At 68.4% G+C, this 18,175-nt stretch carries 12 protein-coding genes; 6 read left to right on the top strand and 6 right to left on the bottom strand.

Going from position 1 to position 18,175, the window contains the following annotated elements; genetic code table 11:
• The first annotated feature begins 44 nt into the window (after window positions 1-44).
• The 3 genes from AC6CH2_RS11415 to AC6CH2_RS11405 are packed head-to-tail and all read left to right on the top strand — an operon-like array spanning window position 45 to window position 3,431.
• Entirely contained in the window at window positions 45-1,295 is a 1,251-nt protein-coding gene (locus AC6CH2_RS11415; RefSeq protein ID WP_498269317.1) for an SGNH/GDSL hydrolase family protein, read from the top strand.
• A gap of 41 nt (window positions 1,296-1,336) precedes the next feature.
• Window positions 1,337-2,368 carry an aldo/keto reductase gene (locus AC6CH2_RS11410; protein ID WP_435394731.1) on the top strand — a complete coding sequence of 344 codons (1,032 nt, stop codon included), beginning with the start codon at window positions 1,337-1,339 and terminating at the stop codon, window positions 2,366-2,368.
• Between the two features lie 46 nt (window positions 2,369-2,414).
• Window positions 2,415-3,431: a zinc-binding alcohol dehydrogenase family protein gene (locus AC6CH2_RS11405; RefSeq protein ID WP_498269316.1), complete on the top strand. Its 1,017-nt coding sequence runs from the start codon at window positions 2,415-2,417 to the stop codon at window positions 3,429-3,431.
• Between the two features lie 289 nt (window positions 3,432-3,720).
• On the opposite strand, the gene fusA is transcribed toward AC6CH2_RS11405, so the two are convergent.
• From fusA to AC6CH2_RS11385, 4 genes are all read right to left on the bottom strand, one after another.
• Window positions 3,721-5,784, bottom strand: coding sequence for an elongation factor G (fusA, locus tag AC6CH2_RS11400; RefSeq protein ID WP_498269315.1), 2,064 nt, complete (start codon window positions 5,782-5,784; stop codon window positions 3,721-3,723).
• Between the two features lie 751 nt (window positions 5,785-6,535).
• On the bottom strand, window positions 6,536-9,337 hold the full coding sequence (locus AC6CH2_RS11395; protein ID WP_498269314.1) for an AAA family ATPase: 2,802 nt from the start codon (window positions 9,335-9,337) through the stop codon (window positions 6,536-6,538).
• Window positions 9,330-10,301, bottom strand: a complete 972-nt coding sequence (locus AC6CH2_RS11390) for a hypothetical protein (RefSeq protein WP_498269313.1) — start codon at window positions 10,299-10,301, stop codon at window positions 9,330-9,332. The genes AC6CH2_RS11395 and AC6CH2_RS11390 overlap by 8 nt, the downstream gene beginning before the upstream one ends.
• The gene (locus tag AC6CH2_RS11385; protein WP_498269312.1) at window positions 10,298-11,755 is read right to left on the bottom strand and encodes a hypothetical protein; all 1,458 of its coding nucleotides are present in this window, start codon (window positions 11,753-11,755) and stop codon (window positions 10,298-10,300) included. The genes AC6CH2_RS11390 and AC6CH2_RS11385 overlap by 4 nt, the downstream gene beginning before the upstream one ends.
• Window positions 11,756-11,926: 171 nt before the next feature.
• On the opposite strand from AC6CH2_RS11385, the gene AC6CH2_RS11380 reads away from it, so the two are divergent.
• The 3 genes from AC6CH2_RS11380 to AC6CH2_RS11370 all read left to right on the top strand — a co-directional run bounded on the left by AC6CH2_RS11380 (window position 11,927) and on the right by AC6CH2_RS11370 (window position 15,931).
• Window positions 11,927-13,975, top strand: coding sequence for an FAD-dependent oxidoreductase (locus tag AC6CH2_RS11380; protein ID WP_498269311.1), 2,049 nt, complete (start codon window positions 11,927-11,929; stop codon window positions 13,973-13,975).
• Between the two features lie 684 nt (window positions 13,976-14,659).
• Window positions 14,660-15,157 (top strand): cell wall hydrolase, encoded by a 498-nt coding sequence (locus AC6CH2_RS11375; RefSeq protein ID WP_498269310.1) that lies wholly within the window; start codon window positions 14,660-14,662, stop codon window positions 15,155-15,157.
• 162 nt (window positions 15,158-15,319) lie between these two features.
• Entirely contained in the window at window positions 15,320-15,931 is a 612-nt protein-coding gene (locus tag AC6CH2_RS11370) for a glutathione S-transferase N-terminal domain-containing protein (RefSeq protein ID WP_498269309.1), read from the top strand.
• A 234-nt stretch (window positions 15,932-16,165) separates the two neighbouring features.
• On the opposite strand, the gene AC6CH2_RS11365 is transcribed toward AC6CH2_RS11370, so the two are convergent.
• Both AC6CH2_RS11365 and prpC read right to left on the bottom strand, forming a co-directional pair.
• Window positions 16,166-16,678, bottom strand: coding sequence for a hypothetical protein (locus tag AC6CH2_RS11365; RefSeq protein WP_498269308.1), 513 nt, complete (start codon window positions 16,676-16,678; stop codon window positions 16,166-16,168).
• Window positions 16,679-16,968: 290 nt separating this feature from the next.
• On the bottom strand, window positions 16,969-18,120 hold the full coding sequence (prpC, locus tag AC6CH2_RS11360) for a bifunctional 2-methylcitrate synthase/citrate synthase (RefSeq protein WP_498269307.1): 1,152 nt from the start codon (window positions 18,118-18,120) through the stop codon (window positions 16,969-16,971).
• Window positions 18,121-18,175: the final 55 nt, after the last annotated feature.

Below are 18,175 nucleotides of genomic sequence, written 5' to 3'. Positions count from 1 at the left end.
AATTTGAACCCCGTCGAATCCGCGACGCTCTCCGAACCCACGCCATGACGCTCTCCTTTCTGCGCAAACCCCTGACCGCCGCCCTGCTGGCCGTCGTGCTTATCGCCCCCGCCGCACACGCCGCCGACCGCGGCCGTTGGGTCGGCACTTGGTCGGCCAGCCCGCAGCCGACCTGGGCGCCGGGTTTCATCCTGCCCAGCGGCGCCCCGGCCGAGCTGCGCGAACAGACCCTGCGCCAGGTCGCCCGGGTCAGCGTCGGCGGCTCGCGGGTCCGCATCGAATTGTCGAACGCCTACGGCGACCGCCCCATCACCATCGGCGCGGCGCATATCGCCCGCAGCGCCGGCGGCGCCGGCATCGAGAGCGGCAGCGACCGCGCCCTGAGCTTCGGGGGGCAAGCCTCGGTGACGATCCTGCCCGGCGCGCCGGCGCTCAGCGATCCGGTCGAACTCGAGGTCGCCGCGCTGGGCGAAGTCGCGGTGAGCCTGTACCTGCCGCAGGCGACGCCGCTCGACAGTTTCCACTGGGAAGGCCGCCAGGACGCCTATCTCGTCGAGGGCAACCGCGTCGCCGACGCGAACCTGGCCCAGGGCCAAGTGCTGCAGACCCGCCCCTTCCTCAGCGGGATCATCGTCGACGCGCCGCGCCCGACCCGCAGCGTGATCGCGCTCGGCGATTCGATCACCGACGGCGCCGGCTCGACTGCGAACCGCAACCAGCGTTGGCCCGACCTGCTCGCCGCGCGCCTGGCGCCGCGCGATGTCGCCGTGCTCAACGCCGGCATCTCCGGCGGCCAGTTGCTCAACGACGGCATGGGCGTCAGCGCTCTCGCCCGCTTCGAGCGCGACGTGCTCGGCCGCAAGGCCGATGCCGCGATCGTCCTGCTCGGCATCAACGACATCGCCTGGCCCGGCAGCAGTTTCGAACCCCGGCGCGAAGCGATGAGCGCCGAGCGCCTGATCGCCGGCTACCGGCAACTGATCGCCCGCGCCCGCACCCAGTCGCTGCGCATCGTCGGCGCCACCCTGACCCCGTTCGAGGGCGCGCTCGAAGGCTCGCCGATCCACGGTTATTACCACCGCGACAAGGACCGCGTCCGCCAGGCGGTCAACGAATGGATCCGCAGCAGCGGCGAGTTCGATGCGGTGGTCGATTTCGATGCGGTCGTGCGCGACCCGCGACACCCGACGCGTTTCCTGCCGGCCTACGACTCCGGCGATCACCTGCACCCTGGCGACGCCGGCTACCGCGCGATGGCCGCGGCCGTCGACGAAGCCCTGCTGTTCGGTCGCTGATTCCACGCTTGCTCATATCACTTTCCTACGAGGACACCACCATGGATTACCGCACGCTCGGCCGCTCCGGCTTCAAGGTTTCCGCACTCGGCTTCGGCGCCGGCACCTTCGGCGGCAAGGGCCCGCTGTTCAGCGCCTGGGGCAATACCGACATCGAACAGGCGCGCCGCCTGATCGACCTCAGCCTGGAGGCCGGGGTCAACTTTTTCGACACCGCCGATGTTTACTCCGACGGCGCGTCCGAAACGATTCTCGGCGCGGCGATCAAGGGCCGCCGCGACGAGGTCGTGTTGTCGACCAAGCTGACCCTGCGCGCCGGCGACGGCCCGAACGAGGTCGGCGCCTCGCGCCACCATCTGCTGCGCGCCACCGACAAGGCGCTCAAGCGCCTCGACACCGATTACATCGACCTGCTGCAACTGCATCACTTCGATGCGATGACGCCGGTCGAGGAAGTGATGTCGACGCTCGACGACCTGGTCCGCGCCGGCAAGGTGCGCTACATCGGCGCGTCGAATTTTTCAGGCTGGCAGCTGATGAAATCGCAGGCCGCCGCGGACCGTTACGGCTATTCGCGCTTCGTCGCCAACCAGACCTACTACTCGTTGATCGGCCGCGACTACGAGTGGGAGCTGATGCCGCTCGGTCAGGACCAGGGCGTCGGCGCGGTGGTGTGGAGCCCGCTCGGCTGGGGCCGCCTGACCGGCAAGATCCGCCGCGGCCAGCCGCTGCCCGAAGGCAGCCGCCTGCACGACACCGCCGGCTTCGCCCCGCCGGTCGACCCCGAGCGCCTGTACCGGGTGATCGATGCGCTCGACGAGGTCGCCGCCGAGACCGGCAAGAGCGTGCCGCAGATCGCCCTGAACTGGCTGCTGCAACGGCCGACCGTATCGACCGTGCTGATCGGCGCGCGCAACGAGGAGCAATTGCGGCAGAACCTCGGCGCGATCGGCTGGAACCTCGACCCGGCGCAAATAGCGAAACTCGACGCAGCCAGCGCCGTCACGCCGCCCTACCCTTATTACCCGTACTGGAACGGACAGTTCGCCGAACGCAATCCGGCGCCGGTCTGATCCCCTCATCCCTCATCCCCTCGCCTCGTCCTGTCCTGGAGTCCTCATGAAAGCCGTTGCCCTGACCCGTTACCTGCCCATCGACGATCCGCAGTCGCTGCTCGACGTCGAGCTGCCCGCACCGAGCGCGAGCGGCCACGACCTGCTGGTGCGGGTCGAAGCCGTCTCGGTCAACCCGGTCGACACCAAGGTGCGCTCGCCGAAACCGCAGGTCGAGACGCAGCCGCGCGTGCTCGGCTACGACGCTGCCGGCGTGGTCGAGGCCGTGGGCGACGCGGTCACGCGCTTCAAGGTCGGCGACCGCGTCTACTACGCCGGCGACATCACCCGCTCCGGCAGCAATAGCGAGCTGCAACTGGTCGACGAACGCATCGTCGGCGCTGCGCCGAAGTCGCTTAGCGCGGCCGAAGCCGCGGCGCTGCCGCTGACCGCGATCACCGCCTGGGAGTTGTTGTTCCAGCGCATGCCCTACGACAGCGAACAAGGCGGCCGCGGCAAGACCTTGCTGATCATCGCCGGTGCCGGCGGCGTCGGCTCGATCGCGATCCAGATCGCCAAGCGCGCCGGCTTCCGCGTCGTCGCCACCGCATCGCGTGCGGAAACCGTCGAATGGTGCCGGCGCATGGGCGCCGACGAGGTGGTCGACCATCGTCAACCGCTGGCGCCGCAGTTGCGGGCGCTCGGCGTCGAACAGGTCGATGCCGCGCTCAATCTGGCCGACACCGACCGCTACTGGGAGGTGCTCGGCGAACTGCTCGCCCCGCAAGGCCATGTAGGCCTGATCGTGGAACCGAGCGGCGCGGTGAAGATCGGCGACCCCTACAAGGCCAAGTGCATCGGCATCCACTGGGAAATGATGTTCGCGCGCCCGCGCTTCGGCACCGCCGACATGATCGAACAAGGCCGCCTGCTCGACCGCGTCGCCGAACTGATCGACGCCGGCGAGCTCAAGGGCACGCACACCGAAACCCTCGGCAAGATCGACGCGCAGACCTTGCGCGAAGCGCATCGCCGCCTGGAATCGGGGACGACCATCGGGAAACTGGTGTTGGCGGGATGGTGAGATGTTGGGAGTCGGCACGACTCTGAAGTCACCGGGACCCGGCTAGGTCGCATGGCGCCCTGGCGTTTCGCGGGGGCGAGTGCCGGAAGTGGTGCTGCGCAATCCTCCTGCCGCCGTTCCCGCGAAGACCGGCTCCGCTTTGCTTCGGCGGAGCGGAATACCCAGGGCTTCACCGCGGCAGCCCCCTGAAAACTCTTGACTGCGAATTCTCCTGTCTCCGAGAACTCAGGGGGCCGGCATGCCGGCCCCCTTCTCGCTCCTGTTTACTCTTTCCTCTTCCGCATCGGCCTCAAGCCGCCTGCGGCGCCGAGCGCGCCTGCTCGTAGCGGTCGAACGCCATCGAGGCCGAGGCCCGGCCCTGGGTCAACGAACGCAGGGTCGTCGTATAGCCCGACAACTGCGCCAGCGGCGCGCGTGCGGTGACATCGGTCCGGCTGCCCTTGTCCTCGATCGCCAACACCCGGCCGGCACGCCGTTGCAGGTCGCCGACCACGTCGCCGACGTTGCCCGCGGGCGTGTCGACGACCAGCGCCATCACCGGTTCGAGCAAGGTCGTGCCGGCCGAGGCCAACGCGGTCTTCAGCGCATCCGCAGCGGCGCGCTGGAACGCCAGTTCCGACGAATCCACCGCATGCGTCTCGCCGTCGACGAGGCTCACGCTGAGGCCGATCACCGGGTAACCGCGCGGGCCTTCCGCCAGCGCCGCACGCAGGCCCTTCTCGGTCGCGGCGACGAAGTTTCTCGGCATCACGCCGCCGCTGGTGCGGTCGACGAACTCGAACTGGCCGTCGCTGCGCGGCGCCACATCGATCACCACGCGCGCGAACTGGCCGGAACCGCCGTTCTGCTTGGACAGCTTGCCCTCGACGCCCGTCGCCGGCCTGCTCGGCGTTTCCTGATAGGCCACGCGCGGCGAACCGGTGCGCACCTCGACGTTCCACTCCTGCCGCAGGCGTTCGACCATGACGTCGAGATGCAACTCGCCCATGCCCCACACCAGCGTTTCGCCGGTCTCGGCATCCGTGCCGACACGGAACGACGGGTCCTCCTGGGCCAGGCTCGCCAGGCCCTGTCCGAGACGGATCAGATCGCTGGCCTTGCCGGCCGTCAGACGCCAGGACAACACCGCCGGTTGGGCCTGGATCGTGTCCAGCACCAGCTTGCGCTCGACGCCGCTGAGGCTCTCGCCGCTGACCGCGTCCTTCCAGCCCGCCACCGCGACGATCTCGCCGGCATAGGCCACCTCGACGTCCTGGCCGCGGTTGGCCTGCACGACCTGCAAGCGGCCGACGCGTTGCGCACGCCCGCGACCCGAAGCCCATACCGTGTCGCCGACCCGCAAGGTGCCGGAGTACAGCCGGATGAACGACAGCGCGCCGTGCTCCTGATGCACGATCTTGAACAACAGACCGCTCAAGAGCCCGCCCGCGTCGGCAGCGAGCGTCACTTCGCCGGCATCGCTTTCGGCCCGGACCGCGGGGCGATCCAGCGGCGACGGCAGGTAAGCGACGATCGCGTCCAACAGCGTTTCCACGCCCTTGTTCTTGAACGCCGAACCGGCCAGCACCGGCGTGCCCGCGCCTTTCAAGGTGGCGCGGCGCAGCGCCGCCTTGAGCAAGGCGGCATCGACGACGCGCGCATCGAGGAAGGCATCGGCGAGTTCGTCGTCGTGGTCGGCCACCTGTTCGATCAGGCGGCTGCGCAGCGGCGTGTACTCGTCGGCCTCTTCGTCGCTCCAGGCGCGCCGCAGGCTCGTGCCGGCGTCGTCCCACAGCACCACGCTGCGATCGACCAGATCGACCCAGCCGCGCAACTCGCTTTCCGCGCCGAGCGGCCAACCGATCGGCCACGGCGTCGCATCGAGTTTGTCGCGCATCTGCGCGAGCACGAGATCGAACGAGGCGCCGACGCGGTCCATCTTGTTGACGAACGCGATCAGCGGCACGCCATGGCGGCGCGCCTGGCGCCACACGGTTTCCGATTGCGGCTGCACGCCGTCGACCGCACTGAACACGGCGACCGCGCCGTCGAGCACGCGCAGGGAGCGTTCCACTTCGATCGCGAAATCGATATGGCCCGGGGTGTCGATGATGGTCAACCGGTGTTCGGCTTGGTCTTGCGGCGTCCAGAACGTCTGCACCGCGGCCGCGCCGATGGTGATGCCGCGGCGTTGTTCGATCTCGGTGTAGTCGGTGGTCGCGGCGCCGTCGTGGACTTCGCCGACGCGATGGATGGCGCCGGTTTTCCACAGCAGGCGTTCGGTCAGCGTGGTCTTGCCGGCGTCGACGTGGGCGATGATGCCGAGGTTGCGCCAGCGGGAGGGGGTCGAAACCTTACGGAGCGTGGTGTTCATGAGATGAATGCCTGGTTGCCAACACGGGAGGCCGCGCGTCCCTGTTGGCGACGGGGCGCGCGGCTAGGTTTGGGTTTCGGCCGTGGAATTCATGGCACGTTCTCCTTGGTTTTCCGGGCATTGCGATGGAGGCAGGCCGACGCGAAGACCGGTTCGGTCCGGGTCGGCGATAAACCGCGGGCAATAAAAAAGCACCCTTGCGGGTGCTCTGTTCTGGTGTGGCTTCGACCGGTCGATTACATCGACCCGGGACCGAAGATCACAGAAGGCAGGCGCACCCGGCCCGCGCTCTCGCGCTGGGCTTGCAGCGATATCAGTAGCGGGAACGACTTCATGGGCGCGGTGCGGCTGCGGTTTCGGGTGTGCATAGAGTAAGGCCGGCGCGGCAGGAGTCAATTGGTCCAGGCCCCGGATCGGTGGGATTTATCGTTCCACCTGATGCACGCAGGCGCAGCACGGCAGCGGTCGCCGTGTACTCGTGGGCGCGAGCGATTCCGGTGCGCGAGCCGTTGCCCCTTTGCAGGGCGGCGGCGACGGCGTGAGCTTCGCTGCTGAGCGAAGTTCGCGGCGCAAGGCGGCTGCTTTGTCGCGTGGAAGAACAAAAGCAGCTCCCCTGCCCTCTTTTTCAAAGGGAGGAACAGCAACAGCAGAGGCAGCGAGCCGGCGAACTGCTGTCCCTTTGCCCAGGGAACAGCAGAAGCCACCGGAATGGCTGGGACGACAAAAACGAGGCGGCAGCGCCGCCTCCCGATTACGCCGCCTTGTCTTCGAGTTTGCGCTTGAGCACGGCCACGGCTTCGGCCCAGGGGCTGCCGCCGCGGCGCTTGCTGGTCGCCAACACCAGGTCCGAGGGTTCGAACACGTTGAGGTTGTGGGTGATCGGCGTGGTCAGGATGTACTGCGCATCGGTGGCGCGCAGGAAGCGGCCGACCTTCTCGATGTTGAACACGTCCAGGTGGGCGAAGGGTTCGTCGATGAAGACGAAGCCGCCGGGCTGATCCTCGTCGCGCAACAAGGCCACCAGCAGCAACAGGGACTTCATTACCTGCTGTCCGCCCGAGGCTTCGCCGTCGTCGAGGCCGATCCAGCCCTTGCGGTCGAAGTCGAAACGCACCGACAGGCCGGCCTGGGCCAGGGCGACGTCGTCGTTGGCCAATTCGGGCATGTCGGCGTCGACGCCGATGCCGGCGAGTTCGCCGAGCGCGGCGAGGTTCTTCTTGTAACGGCGCACCGTGGCCCGCAACACGTTGATGTAGGCGCCGCGCGCTTCCTGGGTCAGGCGCTTGGCGCGCTCCAGGTGCGATTCGCGACGGCCGATGGAGTTCTCCAGTTCGCCGTGGTCGGCTGCGATCTTGTCGCGCAGCGGGATGCAGGATTCGTCCTCGACGAAACCGCCGCGGGCCAGGCGGTCGTCCATGCGCTCGATCTCGCGACGCACCGCCGAGGCGCTCTCGTATTCCTCGCGAGCGGCGGCGAGCGCGGCGGCGCTGCGCCAAGCCTCCGGCATCATCGCGCGCTTGCGGCGGTAGTCGAGGATGCGCTGGATCAGGCTCTGGCGTTCGCCGTTGATCTGCTGGGCGCGTTCGCGCAGTTCGCGGGCGAGCGCGTCGATCTGGCCCTGGCGCTTGGCCGCGGCGATGCCTTCGGCCTTGTCCTGTTCGGCGGCCTCGTCGATCCTGGCGCGCGCCTGCGCCAGCGCCGCGGCGGCTTCGGCGGCGGCTTCGGCCAGGCCGGGCAGCCGCGCCTGGGCATCGGCGAATTCGGCCGCGCGGGTGACCAGTTCCTGCGCCGCATCGAGCCCCATCAGGCGCGATTGTTCGGCGTCGACGCGCTGGCTCAGTTCCTGCAGCTCGGCTTCGCGCGACTGACTGCGCTGGGCGATCGTCGCGAGTTCGGCCCGTAACTCGGCCAGGTGCGATTGGCGCGCACCGGTACCGAAGTGGTGCTGGGTGCCGCCGATATGGCGGCCGCCGCGGCTTTCGCGCAGATAGCCCTTCTGGGTGATCCAGTCCTGCCCGGCCGGCAGGCGCGAGCCGTGCTCGATGTCGGTGACCCGGCGGATGCGGTCGAGCTGGCGCGGCAACCACGCCGGTGGATCGGCCGAGAAGCGCACCACTTCGAGCAGCGTGCCGGCGCCGGCTTTCGGCACCGGCGCGCGTTCGGCGACGATGAAGTGGCGGTACTGCTGGCTCTCGCCGAGCTTCCAGGCGACGCGCGCGTCCTTGGGGTTCTCCAGCACGAGCAGATGCCGGTACGGCGCGAGCACCGCTTCGACCGCGACCGACCATTGCGGGTCGGTGATCTCGACCAGTTCGGTCAGCACGTGGTGCTTGATGCCGGCCCGGTCGAGCCCGGCGCGGAAATCGCGCTCGAACGGCTCGACGATGCGGCCGCCGCCGCTGAGGGCGGCGATCTGCGCGGAAATCTCGCCGCTGCGCTTGCGGTCGCGTTCGGCTTCGAGCTTGAGCTCGGCCTGGCGGCGACGGCCGTTCTCGACGCTGGCGCTGAGCGCCTCGACGTCGATGGCGCCGCGCTGCGCCTGCAGCTTGGCCAGCTCGTCGCGGCGCTTGACCAGCATCTCGGCGTCGCGCGCGGCGTCGCGCGCCTGGGTGAAAGCCTGTTCGCTGGCGGTCACCTGCCGGCGCGCTTCGCGCATGGCTTCCTGCAACACGTCGCGGGCGGTCGCGGCGATGGCGTCCTGCGCGCGCATCTCTTCCAGCACCCGCTCGCGTTCGCGCAAAGCGCGGCGTAGGCCGGTCAGGCGCGGCTTGGCGCCGTCGATCACCGCACGCTGGTCGGCCAGCTCGACCTTGGGCGCGATCTCGCTTTCCAGGCGCTGGCGCTGATTGCGCAGCGCATTGCCTTCCTCGAACGAACGCACGTCGGCCTTGGCCGACTCCAGGCGCAGATGCAGACCGGCCAGGTCCTGGCCGAGTTGCTGCAACTCCTTCTCGACGTCGAACTGCTCGGTGCGGGCGCGCTGGTAGTCGTCGAGCACGGCCTTGTCTTCGAACACGTCGAAGATCAGCTGCAGCAGGTCCCGCGGAGAATATTGGCAGAGCTTGTCGGTCGCTCCCTGTTCCAGGGTCAGCACGCGGCAGATCGCGCGGGTCAGGCCGGCACCGGCCAGGCGCACGCGATAGTCGCGCACGCCGAGCCATTCGCCGCCCTGCTCCAGAGTCTCCACCGGGGTGTCGCCGGCCACGATCTGGTAGTCGCGGCTCCAGTCGCCGCCGCGCTTGCGGATGCGGCAGGCCAGGGTGACCACGTCGTCCTTGATCGGGAAGAACGGCCGGCCGCCGCGCCGGTCGGGGCGGTTGCTGACCACCGCGCGCAACCAGGCATAGGGTTTGCCGTTGTGGCGCAGATAGGTCTTGTAGTCGCGCGCGGTGTCGCGATCCTCGATCGCCAGCAGGGTGCGCAGCGCATCGAGCAAGGTGGTCTTGCCCGAACCGTTCGGGCCGACCACGGTAACGATCGAAGCGTCCAGCGGCAGTTGGAAGCGCTGCCAATAATCCCAGTGCACGAGTTCCAGCGAGCGGAATTCAAACATCGGCCGCGGCCTCCTCGTCGTGCTTCGGTCGGGTCGACACGGTTACTTCGTCATCATTGCCGGCGTCCGCAGCGACCGTTTCGATTTCGAGATCCACTTCGGCATCGGCGTCGGCATCATGGTCGTCGATCGCATCGGCTTCGCCGGACGCGATCTGCGGCGCCGGCTCGGCGCCGCCCTCGTTCGAAGCCGTGGAGTCGTATTCGGCGTTCGCCTCGGCATAGGTGTCGAGGTCGGAATAGATGCCGGCTTCGATGTCGGCCAGCAGCGCCGCATCGGCTTCGGCTTCGGCCGCGCTCTCGCCTTCGGGCTCCGCCGGGTCGCCGCGATAGTGGCGCGCCTCGGCGACGACGAAGGACAGCGCGCCGTTCATCACCCGGCCGGCGATGCGTTCGTAATCCAGCGCCAGGTCCAGCAACGGTCCCTCGTGGATCCGCTCCTTGCGGCGGACGATGAAGCCCTGCCGCGCCAGCGAACCCAGGTTGAACTGGATCCGGGTCTTGCCGCCGAGCTTCTCGCCGAAGTCGGCGAGCAAGGTGCGCTCGTTGATCGGTTCGACCACTTCGGCGCCGACCGGGATCGGCTTGAGCTCGGCGAACATCTGCTCCTGGTCCTGGTCGCGGTCGGCCTGCTGGCGCGCGATCTGGCGCTGGCGCTTGGGCAGCACCAACAGCGCCCACAGCACCACCAACAGCGCGATCGCGTCGCGGTCGAGTTGCAGGTTGGTCGAGGACCAGGCCTTAGCGCTGCCGAACACCGCCGATTCCTGCGGGCGGGCGATGCCGACCGCGATGTTGGCGGCGTAGGGGTGTTCGAGCAGGCGCAGGCCCGACGCGGCGAGGCGGCGGTCGAGGTCGTTGCGCTGTTCGGCGTCGGTCAGCAGTTCGCGGACCGCCACGTCATCGCGCGGCAGCCAACGCTCGGCGATCAGCCGCGCGATCAGAGAGGCGATAGGGTCGTTCATCGGGTGTCTGCGGTGTCCTTGGTCGCTTTGGCGCGTTTGCCCGCAGGCGCAGCGCCGCGCCCGGAGGCGGTCTTCTTGGGTTTGGCCGCGGCCTGGCGTTCGTCCGTGGACGCTTCGCCGCCGTCGGGGGTTTCGTGTTTCGTCGTGCGCTTGCGCGGCGCGCGCGCGGCCAGGCGCATTTCCTCGGTGATCGCCTCGAGCCGGCCGCGGCTCATGTAGGCCACGCCGGCGCGGTCGACGGGCTCGAATTCGGGTTCGACCCGCCACGCCAGCGGCAGCCGCGCCATCGAGGCGCTGACGCCGTTGCGGTTCTCGGCGCCGGGGTCGCCGATCAGGCCGAGCAAGGACAGGCGATAGGCGCTGAGCGAGAAGCTGTCCTGCGGCACCACGTCGATCAGCGCGGCGGCATCGCCGCTCAGCGCGGTCAATTCGTCCAGCCAGCGTTCGGCGAACTGGAAGTCGGTGGCCGCGGCCGGCGAAGCGTCGGTATCGGGCGCGGCCTGCGCGGGCGGCAGGGACTGGTCTTCGCGCGCTTCGCGTTCGCGTTCGACCAGTTCGTACTCGGCCACGTCGAGCGCGATCGGCGCCAGCATGAAGGCCGGGATCGCCGAACGCGCGAGCACGTCGTCGGCATGCGCGGCGAGCGCCTCGATGTCGAGTCCGCGCAAATAGCGGTTGACGTCCGAAGACGACAGGCCGCTCGCGCCGAGGTGCACGCGATGGCGGTCGAGCTGGCTCAGCGCGCGCTGGAACACCGAGGCCTGGCGCAGCATCGCGCTCTGGGCGCGGCCGATCTGCTGGGCGACGCGGTGGGTGTGGCTGTCGAGCTCGGCGTCCGAGGAAATCTCCTCGACGATCTCGGTGCCCTTCTCGATCCAGCGCCAGGCCGACTGCAAGGTGCCGGCGGCGCGCTGGATGCGGTGTTCGGAACCGCTCAGCACCGCCTGGTCGAAGTCCTCGCGCAACTCGTTGAGGCGCGACAGCAGGTGCTGCAGATCGTCCGAACGCACCCGGCCGACCGCCTGGCCGGCGGCGATCTGCGCGGTGACGTAGGCCAGCTCGTCGCCTTCGCGGTTGAACTGCAGCAGCAGCCCGATCGAGGCCAGCGCCTGGCGCCCGACCGGGCTGATCCGGTAACGCTGGGTTTCGCCGTCCCACAGCAACAGGTCGTTCTCGCGCAGGCGGCCGATGACGGTGTCGAACTTGACCGGGTCGAGGTAGCCGAAGTGTTCGCGCAGTTCCTGCGGCGACCAGTCCGGCGCCTGGCCGCGTTCGCCGATGGCGCGCAGCACCAGCAGCCGCACCATCACCGACTCCTCGCCGCCGTGGAACAGGGTCGAGAACGCGCGCAGCAGATCGCGCGCGCCCAGCAGCGGCTGCAGGTCGGGCAGGTCGGCGGCGACGATGTCGGCGCGCAGATAGTCCTGGAGGCTGGGTTCCGGGGCGGCGTCCATGGATTCGGGACTGCAAGAGGTCGGGCATGTTCGGCGATGGGTCCGGTCCGTGACAACCGTTGCAATCCGCCGCGTTCGGTGCCTGTCCTCTCGCCGCTTTGACGCGGACCTTGAATTGGCACGGCTTTCCCGGCATCGTGCACAATCCATACGCCAGCGTATCCAGCCAGCATGTCCACGGCCGCCAGCAACCCCGCCCCGCATCCGCTCTATCCGCAGCTGTTCGCACCGCTGGACCTGGGCTTCTGCACCCTGCCCAACCGCGTGCTGATGGGCTCGATGCACACCGGCCTGGAAGACAAGGCCGCCGACTTTCCCAAGCTGGCGGCCTATTTCGGCGAGCGCGCCGCCGGCGGGGTCGGCCTGATCGTCACCGGCGGCTTCGCCCCGAACGTCGTCGGCTGGCTCAAGCCCTTCGGCGGCAAGCTCAGCTGGCCCTGGGAAACCGCGAAGCACCGCCAGGTGACGAAGGCCGTGCACGCGCACGGCGGGCGCATCTGCATGCAGATCCTGCACGCCGGGCGCTACGGCTATCACCCGCTGCAGGTCGCGCCGAGCAAGCTCAAGGCGCCGATCAACCCGTTCACTCCGCGGGCGCTGTCGGCCGGCGGGGTCGAGCGCCAGATCAAGGCCTTCGTGCGCACCGCCCGGCTCGCCCGCGAGGCCGGCTACGACGGCGTCGAGGTGATGGGTTCGGAAGGCTATCTGCTCAACCAGTTCACCGTGCCGCGCACCAACAAGCGCAAGGACGCCTGGGGCGGCGACACCGCCCATCGCATCCGCTTCTGCGTCGAGATCGTGCGCCGCATCCGCGAAGCCTGTGGGCCGGACTTCATCATCATCTACCGCCTGTCGATGATCGACCTGGTCGAGGAAGGCTCGAGCTGGGCCGACGTGGTCGTGCAGGCCAAGGCCATCGAAGCCGCCGGCGCGACCCTGATCAACACCGGCATCGGCTGGCACGAAGCGCGGGTGCCGACCATCGCCACCTCGGTGCCGCGCGGCGCCTTCACCGGCATCACCGCGCGACTCAAGCCCGAAGTCGATCTGCCGCTGATCACCACCAACCGCATCAACATGCCCGATGTGGCCGAGCGCATCCTCGCCGCGGGCGAGGCGGACATGGTGTCGATGGCGCGGCCGCTGCTGGCCGATTCGCAGTGGGTGGCCAAGGCGCGCGCGCAGCGCAGCGCCGACATCAACACCTGCATCGGCTGCAACCAGGCCTGCCTCGACCACGTGTTCCAGAACAAGCACGCCAGCTGCCTGGTCAATCCGCGCGCCTGCGCCGAGACCGAGCTGAACTACCTGCCGACCCGCGCGCCCAAGCGCATCGCCGTGGTCGGCGCCGGCCCGGCCGGCCTGGCCTGCGCGACGGTCGCGGCCGAGCGCGGCCATCGCGTGACCCTGTTCGACGCCGCCGACGAGATCGGCGGCCAATTCAACCTCGCCAAGAAGATCCCCGGCAAGGAAGAGTTCTACGAAACCCTGCGCTACTTCGGCGGCAAGCTCGAGCAGACCGGGGTCGAGTTGCGCCTGCGCACGCGCGCCGACGCGGCTGCGCTGGCCGGCTTCGACGAGGTGGTGCTGGCGACCGGCATCGCCCCGCGCCAGGTGAATTTTCCTGGCGCCGACCATCCCAAGGTCTGTTCCTATCTCGACGTGCTCAAGGGCCAGGTGGTGCCGGGCAAGCGGGTGGCGATCATCGGTGCCGGCGGCATCGGCTTCGATGTCGCCGAGTACCTGGTCCACGAAGGCGCTTCGGTCAGCCTGGACCCGGCCCGCTGGCGCGCCGAATGGGGCGTCGACCTGGGCTACGGCGACAACCGCGGCGGCCTGGTCGCACCGCGGCCGGAGCCGCCGGCGCGCGAGGTCTGGCTGCTGCAGCGCAGTCCCGGCAAGCCCGGGGCGAAGCTCGGCAAGACCACCGGCTGGATCCATCGCGCCACCCTCAAGGCCAAGCAGGTGCGGATGATCGGCGGGGTCGAATACGTCGGCGTCGACGACGCAGGCTTGCGCATCCGCGTCGACGGCAGCGAGCAGCTGCTGCCGGTCGACCAGGTAGTGATCTGCGCCGGCCAGGAACCGTTCAAGCCGCTGGCCGCGGCGCTCGCCGACAGCGGCAAGCCGGTGCACGTGATCGGCGGCGCCGACGTGGCCGCCGAACTCGACGCCAAGCGGGCGATCGACCAAGGCAGCCGCTTGGCGGCTGCCTTGTAGAACGATACGCGGCAGCCGTCTTGCGGCTACCTTCTAAGAGAATCGCAGCAGCCGGCTTGCGGCTGCGTTATTGCCAGACATCGAAGCGCCGAGTCGCCGCTCCCCTGCGGCGATACATATATATGTCTGCGGCGTCGCGATCAGCAGACCAGGAACGCTTGCCGGGATCGCAACGCCGCCACCCCAGGGGTCGTGGTCGCGGCTTGCGCCGCTCCTACCCCTGGGGTTCGAAGCGGCCGGACAAAGGCCGAATCCAGCCGATTGCCGAGTCCACCCGGGGCCGGAGACGCCAAATCGACGCTGCGAGCCGCCCCTCCCAGACGGGATCATGAACAGATGAGACGACCCGGGCACGGTTCGTGCCGGGCTGAAGCCCAATGAAACCAAGGGCCTAAGGCCTATTCAGAATAAAAACTCCAACTAATTTAGAAACTTAGAAATTGTCATTCAGGGTTTGTTTGGCAAGCCGTCGCTACCTTGCGCCAACTTTTCCGCCGCCCCTGCAGAGGTGGCATCCCACACCGCCCGCGTCGGACACGACACGGTTCCCGGTGACGGGGCAAAGCGCGCCGTAGAGCCGCCGCCCTCCCCAGTACGCCATGCGGCCTCACCGCTGTCGCCATCTCCCGTTCCATGGAGATGGAAGACGAAGTGCGGCCAGCGCAACGGAGCAAGGAGTCAACGATGAAACTGGCCTGGATCCTGTGGTTGGCCTCGGTATTGCCGCCACAAACCGCCGATTCGCTGTGTTTGAGCACCACCGTGTACCTGGAAGCCCGCGATCAGTCCCTGCGCGGCCAGCAAGCCGTCGCCGAGGTCGCCCTGCGCCGTCGCGACAGCGGCCTGTGGGGCTCCACGGTCTGCCAAGTGGTCACCGCCAACAAGCAGTTCGCCCCGAGCCTGGTCTCGCCGGGCACCCGTCTGAGCAACAGCGAGGCCTGGACCGAGTCGGTCAACGTCGCCCTGGCCGCCGAACGCAACTGGGCCCTGCCGGCCGGTCAACGCAAGGAAATCGTGCCGGGCGCGAGCCACTTCGCCGCCCTGGCGATCGCCAGCCCGTCCTGGCGCAACGCCTACCAGGTCGCGACCATCGGCGACCACACCTTCTACAAGGTGCAGAAGCTCAAGCCGCGCCGCGTCGTCGCCGAGGCCGAGTTGCCCAAAGGCGTCAGCAAGGGCTGATGCCGCTGAAGATCGAAAGCGCCGGCGAAGGCCGGGGCCGCGTTCGCGACCGGCCCATGGCGCCGGTGTCGTAACGCTCCGTTGCAGTCTCCTCCTTGAGGATACGAAGCAGGTCGGTGATAGTCGCCGACCTGCTTTTTTTCTTTCATGGAGGCGTTAAGCATGAAGCTCTACAGCAAGCCCGGCGCGTGTTCGACCGCCGACCATATCGCCCTGCAGTGGACCGGCGGCGCGTTCGAAGTCGAAGTGATGGACAAGGACTCGATGAAGGCGCCCGCCTTCCTCGCCATCAATCCGGCCGGCGCGGTGCCGGTGGTGGTCGACGGCGACTTCGTGCTGACCCAGAACGCCGCGATCATGGGCTACATCGCCGACAATTTTCCGCAGGCGCAGCTCACCGGCGACGGCAGCGCGCAGCACCACGCCGAAGCCGCGCGTTGGCTGGCCTTCGTCAACTCCGACCTGCATCCCGCGTTCCTGCCGATCTTCGCGCCGGGCAAGTTCCATCCCGATCCGACGCAAGCCGACACCCTGCGCCAACACGCACGCGAACGCCTGCGCGGCCTGTATGCCACGGCCGACCAGCGCCTGGCCGATCGCGAGTGGATCGCCGGCTTCCGCAGCTACGCCGATCCCTATCTTTACATCACCCTGCGCTGGGCCGATTCGGTCAAGGTCGACCTGTCCGGCTACGAGCATCTGGCGGCATTCAAGCGCCGCATGGAAGCCGACGCCGGCGTGCAGGCGGCATTGAAGGCCGAAGGCCTGCTGTAAGAGGCAGGAGCGGTCGCACCGCTTTGGGGTAGGAGCGGCGCGAGCCGCGACAGGCGAAGCGGCGCGGCCGCAATGCGATAGGCAACGCGCGGGAACGAGGCATCAGCGTCCACGTCTGCGGCCGCACGCACGAAACGATATCGCCATCGATCGAAAGATCGCGGTCGCGGCTTGCGCCGCTCCTACCCTTTAGATCATCGCTCCAGGAAATAGGCGACACAAACCGTCTTACGATCAAACCCCGGCGGCGAAGCGGTCTTCGATCTCGGCGGCGATGTTGTCCTTGCGCACCTTGGCCAGGGCGGCGCTGAGCTCGGGCAGCAACTCGGCGAGCTCTTCGCTGTTGCCGCAACGCTCGATCTTCAACTGCAGGAAATAACCGCGCAGACCGAGATGCTCGCGCACGGTCTCGCTCATCAGCGTGTACAGCGTCTGGTAACGCTGCGCGGCGTCCGCCGCCGATAGCGGCGGCGGTGCGGCGGCGAAGGCGATGCCGGGGGTCGGCGCATGCGCGGTCATGGTCGCGGCCACGGCTGCCGACGAGGCGATCAGGCCCATCGCTTCCAACTGTTCGAGGGCATCGGTCGGCCCGTGCAGACTGCCGATCAGGTCGCGCAGATGGCGCACGCTGCGGTCGCCGTCGACGATCAGCAGGATCGAACGCAAGACCGGCGGCAACTTGCGCGAGCGGTTCTGGATTTCGTCCCGACCGTCGTTGGTCTTAACCGGCATATCGCTGTCGCGCATGGTATTCCCCGTGTTGAATCCCGTCGCACGACGGAGGTCCGAGGCCGGAGGGCGCGGCGTGTATTCCCCAGGCCATGCGCATGCGCGCGGCCACGCCGTCGTCCTCCCGGCTGGTCCGGGACTATGCCATGTCGCACCATGACGTTTCTGTGTCGTATTCGACGTTAGTCGTATACGGCGATCGCTACGCTGGACGCCGCGCGCGCAAACGAAAAGGCCAGGCTCGAAGCCTGGCCTTTTGCGTGGCCGTCCTGCGTTTAAGCCGCCGGCGCGAAGCCGGCGGCCGGCGTTCAGCGCTGCTCGATAGGCGCGTAGGCGCGGTCTTCCGGCCCGGTGTAGTTCGCGCTCGGGCGGATGATCTTGCCGTCCTCGCGCTGCTCGATCACGTGCGCGCTCCAACCGGTGGTGCGGGCGATCACGAACAGCGGAGTGAACATCGGCGTCGGGATGCCCATCATGTGATAAGCCGAGGCCGAGTACCAATCCAGGTTCGGGAACATCTTCTTCAGGTCCCACATCAGGTTCTCGATGCGCTCGCTGACCTCGAACAGGGTCTGGTTGCCGCCTTCCTTGCACAGGTTGCGCGAGAGTTCCTTGATGATCGGGTTGCGCGGATCGCCGACCGTATAGACCGGATGGCCGAAGCCGATCACGATTTCCTTGCGCTCCACGCGGGCGCGGATGTCGGCCTCGGCGGCATCGGCGTCGCCGTAGCGCGAGATGATGTCCATCGCGACTTCGTTGGCACCGCCGTGCTTGGGCCCGCGCAGGGCGCCGATCGCGCCGGTGATGCACGAATGCAGGTCCGACCCGGTGCCGGCGATGACGCGCGCGGTGAACGTCGAGGCGTTGAACTCGTGCTCGGCGTACAGGATCAGCGACTTGTCGAGCGCGTCGGCGTGCAGCGCGCTCGGCGGCTCGCCGTGCAGCAGGTGCAGGAAGTGCGCGGCGACGCTGTCGTCGTCGGTCTCGCAGTCGATGCGGCGGCCGTTGCGGGTGAAATGCCACCAGTACAGCAGCATCGAACCGAAGCTGGCGATCAGGCGGTCGGCGATGTCGCGCGCTTCGGAGGCGACGTGGCCTTCGCGCTCGGGCAGCACGGTGCCGAGCACCGAACAGCCGGTGCGCAGCACGTCCATCGGATGCGCGTTGGCCGGCACCAGTTCGAGCGCATCGGTGACGATCGCCGGCAGCCCGCGCAGGCGCTTGAGCTTGGTCTTGTAGGCCTTGAGCTGCGAAGCCGTCGGCAGCGCCCCGTGCACCAGCAGGTGCGAGACCTCCTCGAAGGTCGACTGGGTCGCCAGGTCGTGGATGTCGTAGCCGCGGTAATGCAGATCGTTGCCGCTGCGGCCGACGGTGCACAGGGCGGTATTGCCCGCGGCGGTGCCGCTGAGGGCCACGGATTTCTTGGGCTTGGGCAGGGTCTGTTGCGTATCGCTCATGGTCCGTCCTCGATGAAGTTTTCTGTTGTTCCATGTTCCCTGTCCCGCTCGCGGG

This window comes from Lysobacter sp. GQ73, assembly GCF_059758755.1.
The sequence above is the reverse complement of the archived record's forward strand: the minus strand, read 5'-3'. Positions and strand labels throughout refer to the sequence as shown.

Coding starts and splice junctions, on each gene's coding strand:
- AC6CH2_RS11405 (WP_498269316.1), top strand. CDS start 2,415: ATGAAAGCCGTTGCCCTGACCCGTTACCTGCCCATCGACGATCCGCAG.
- prpC (WP_498269307.1), bottom strand. CDS start 18,120: ATGAGCGATACGCAACAGACCCTGCCCAAGCCCAAGAAATCCGTGGCC.
- AC6CH2_RS11410 (WP_435394731.1), top strand. CDS start 1,337: ATGGATTACCGCACGCTCGGCCGCTCCGGCTTCAAGGTTTCCGCACTC.
- AC6CH2_RS11395 (WP_498269314.1), bottom strand. CDS start 9,337: ATGTTTGAATTCCGCTCGCTGGAACTCGTGCACTGGGATTATTGGCAG.
- AC6CH2_RS11375 (WP_498269310.1), top strand. CDS start 14,660: ATGAAACTGGCCTGGATCCTGTGGTTGGCCTCGGTATTGCCGCCACAA.
- AC6CH2_RS11415 (WP_498269317.1), top strand. CDS start 45: ATGACGCTCTCCTTTCTGCGCAAACCCCTGACCGCCGCCCTGCTGGCC.
- AC6CH2_RS11390 (WP_498269313.1), bottom strand. CDS start 10,301: ATGAACGACCCTATCGCCTCTCTGATCGCGCGGCTGATCGCCGAGCGT.
- AC6CH2_RS11385 (WP_498269312.1), bottom strand. CDS start 11,755: ATGGACGCCGCCCCGGAACCCAGCCTCCAGGACTATCTGCGCGCCGAC.
- AC6CH2_RS11365 (WP_498269308.1), bottom strand. CDS start 16,678: ATGCGCGACAGCGATATGCCGGTTAAGACCAACGACGGTCGGGACGAA.
- AC6CH2_RS11380 (WP_498269311.1), top strand. CDS start 11,927: ATGTCCACGGCCGCCAGCAACCCCGCCCCGCATCCGCTCTATCCGCAG.
- AC6CH2_RS11370 (WP_498269309.1), top strand. CDS start 15,320: ATGAAGCTCTACAGCAAGCCCGGCGCGTGTTCGACCGCCGACCATATC.
- fusA (WP_498269315.1), bottom strand. CDS start 5,784: ATGAACACCACGCTCCGTAAGGTTTCGACCCCCTCCCGCTGGCGCAAC.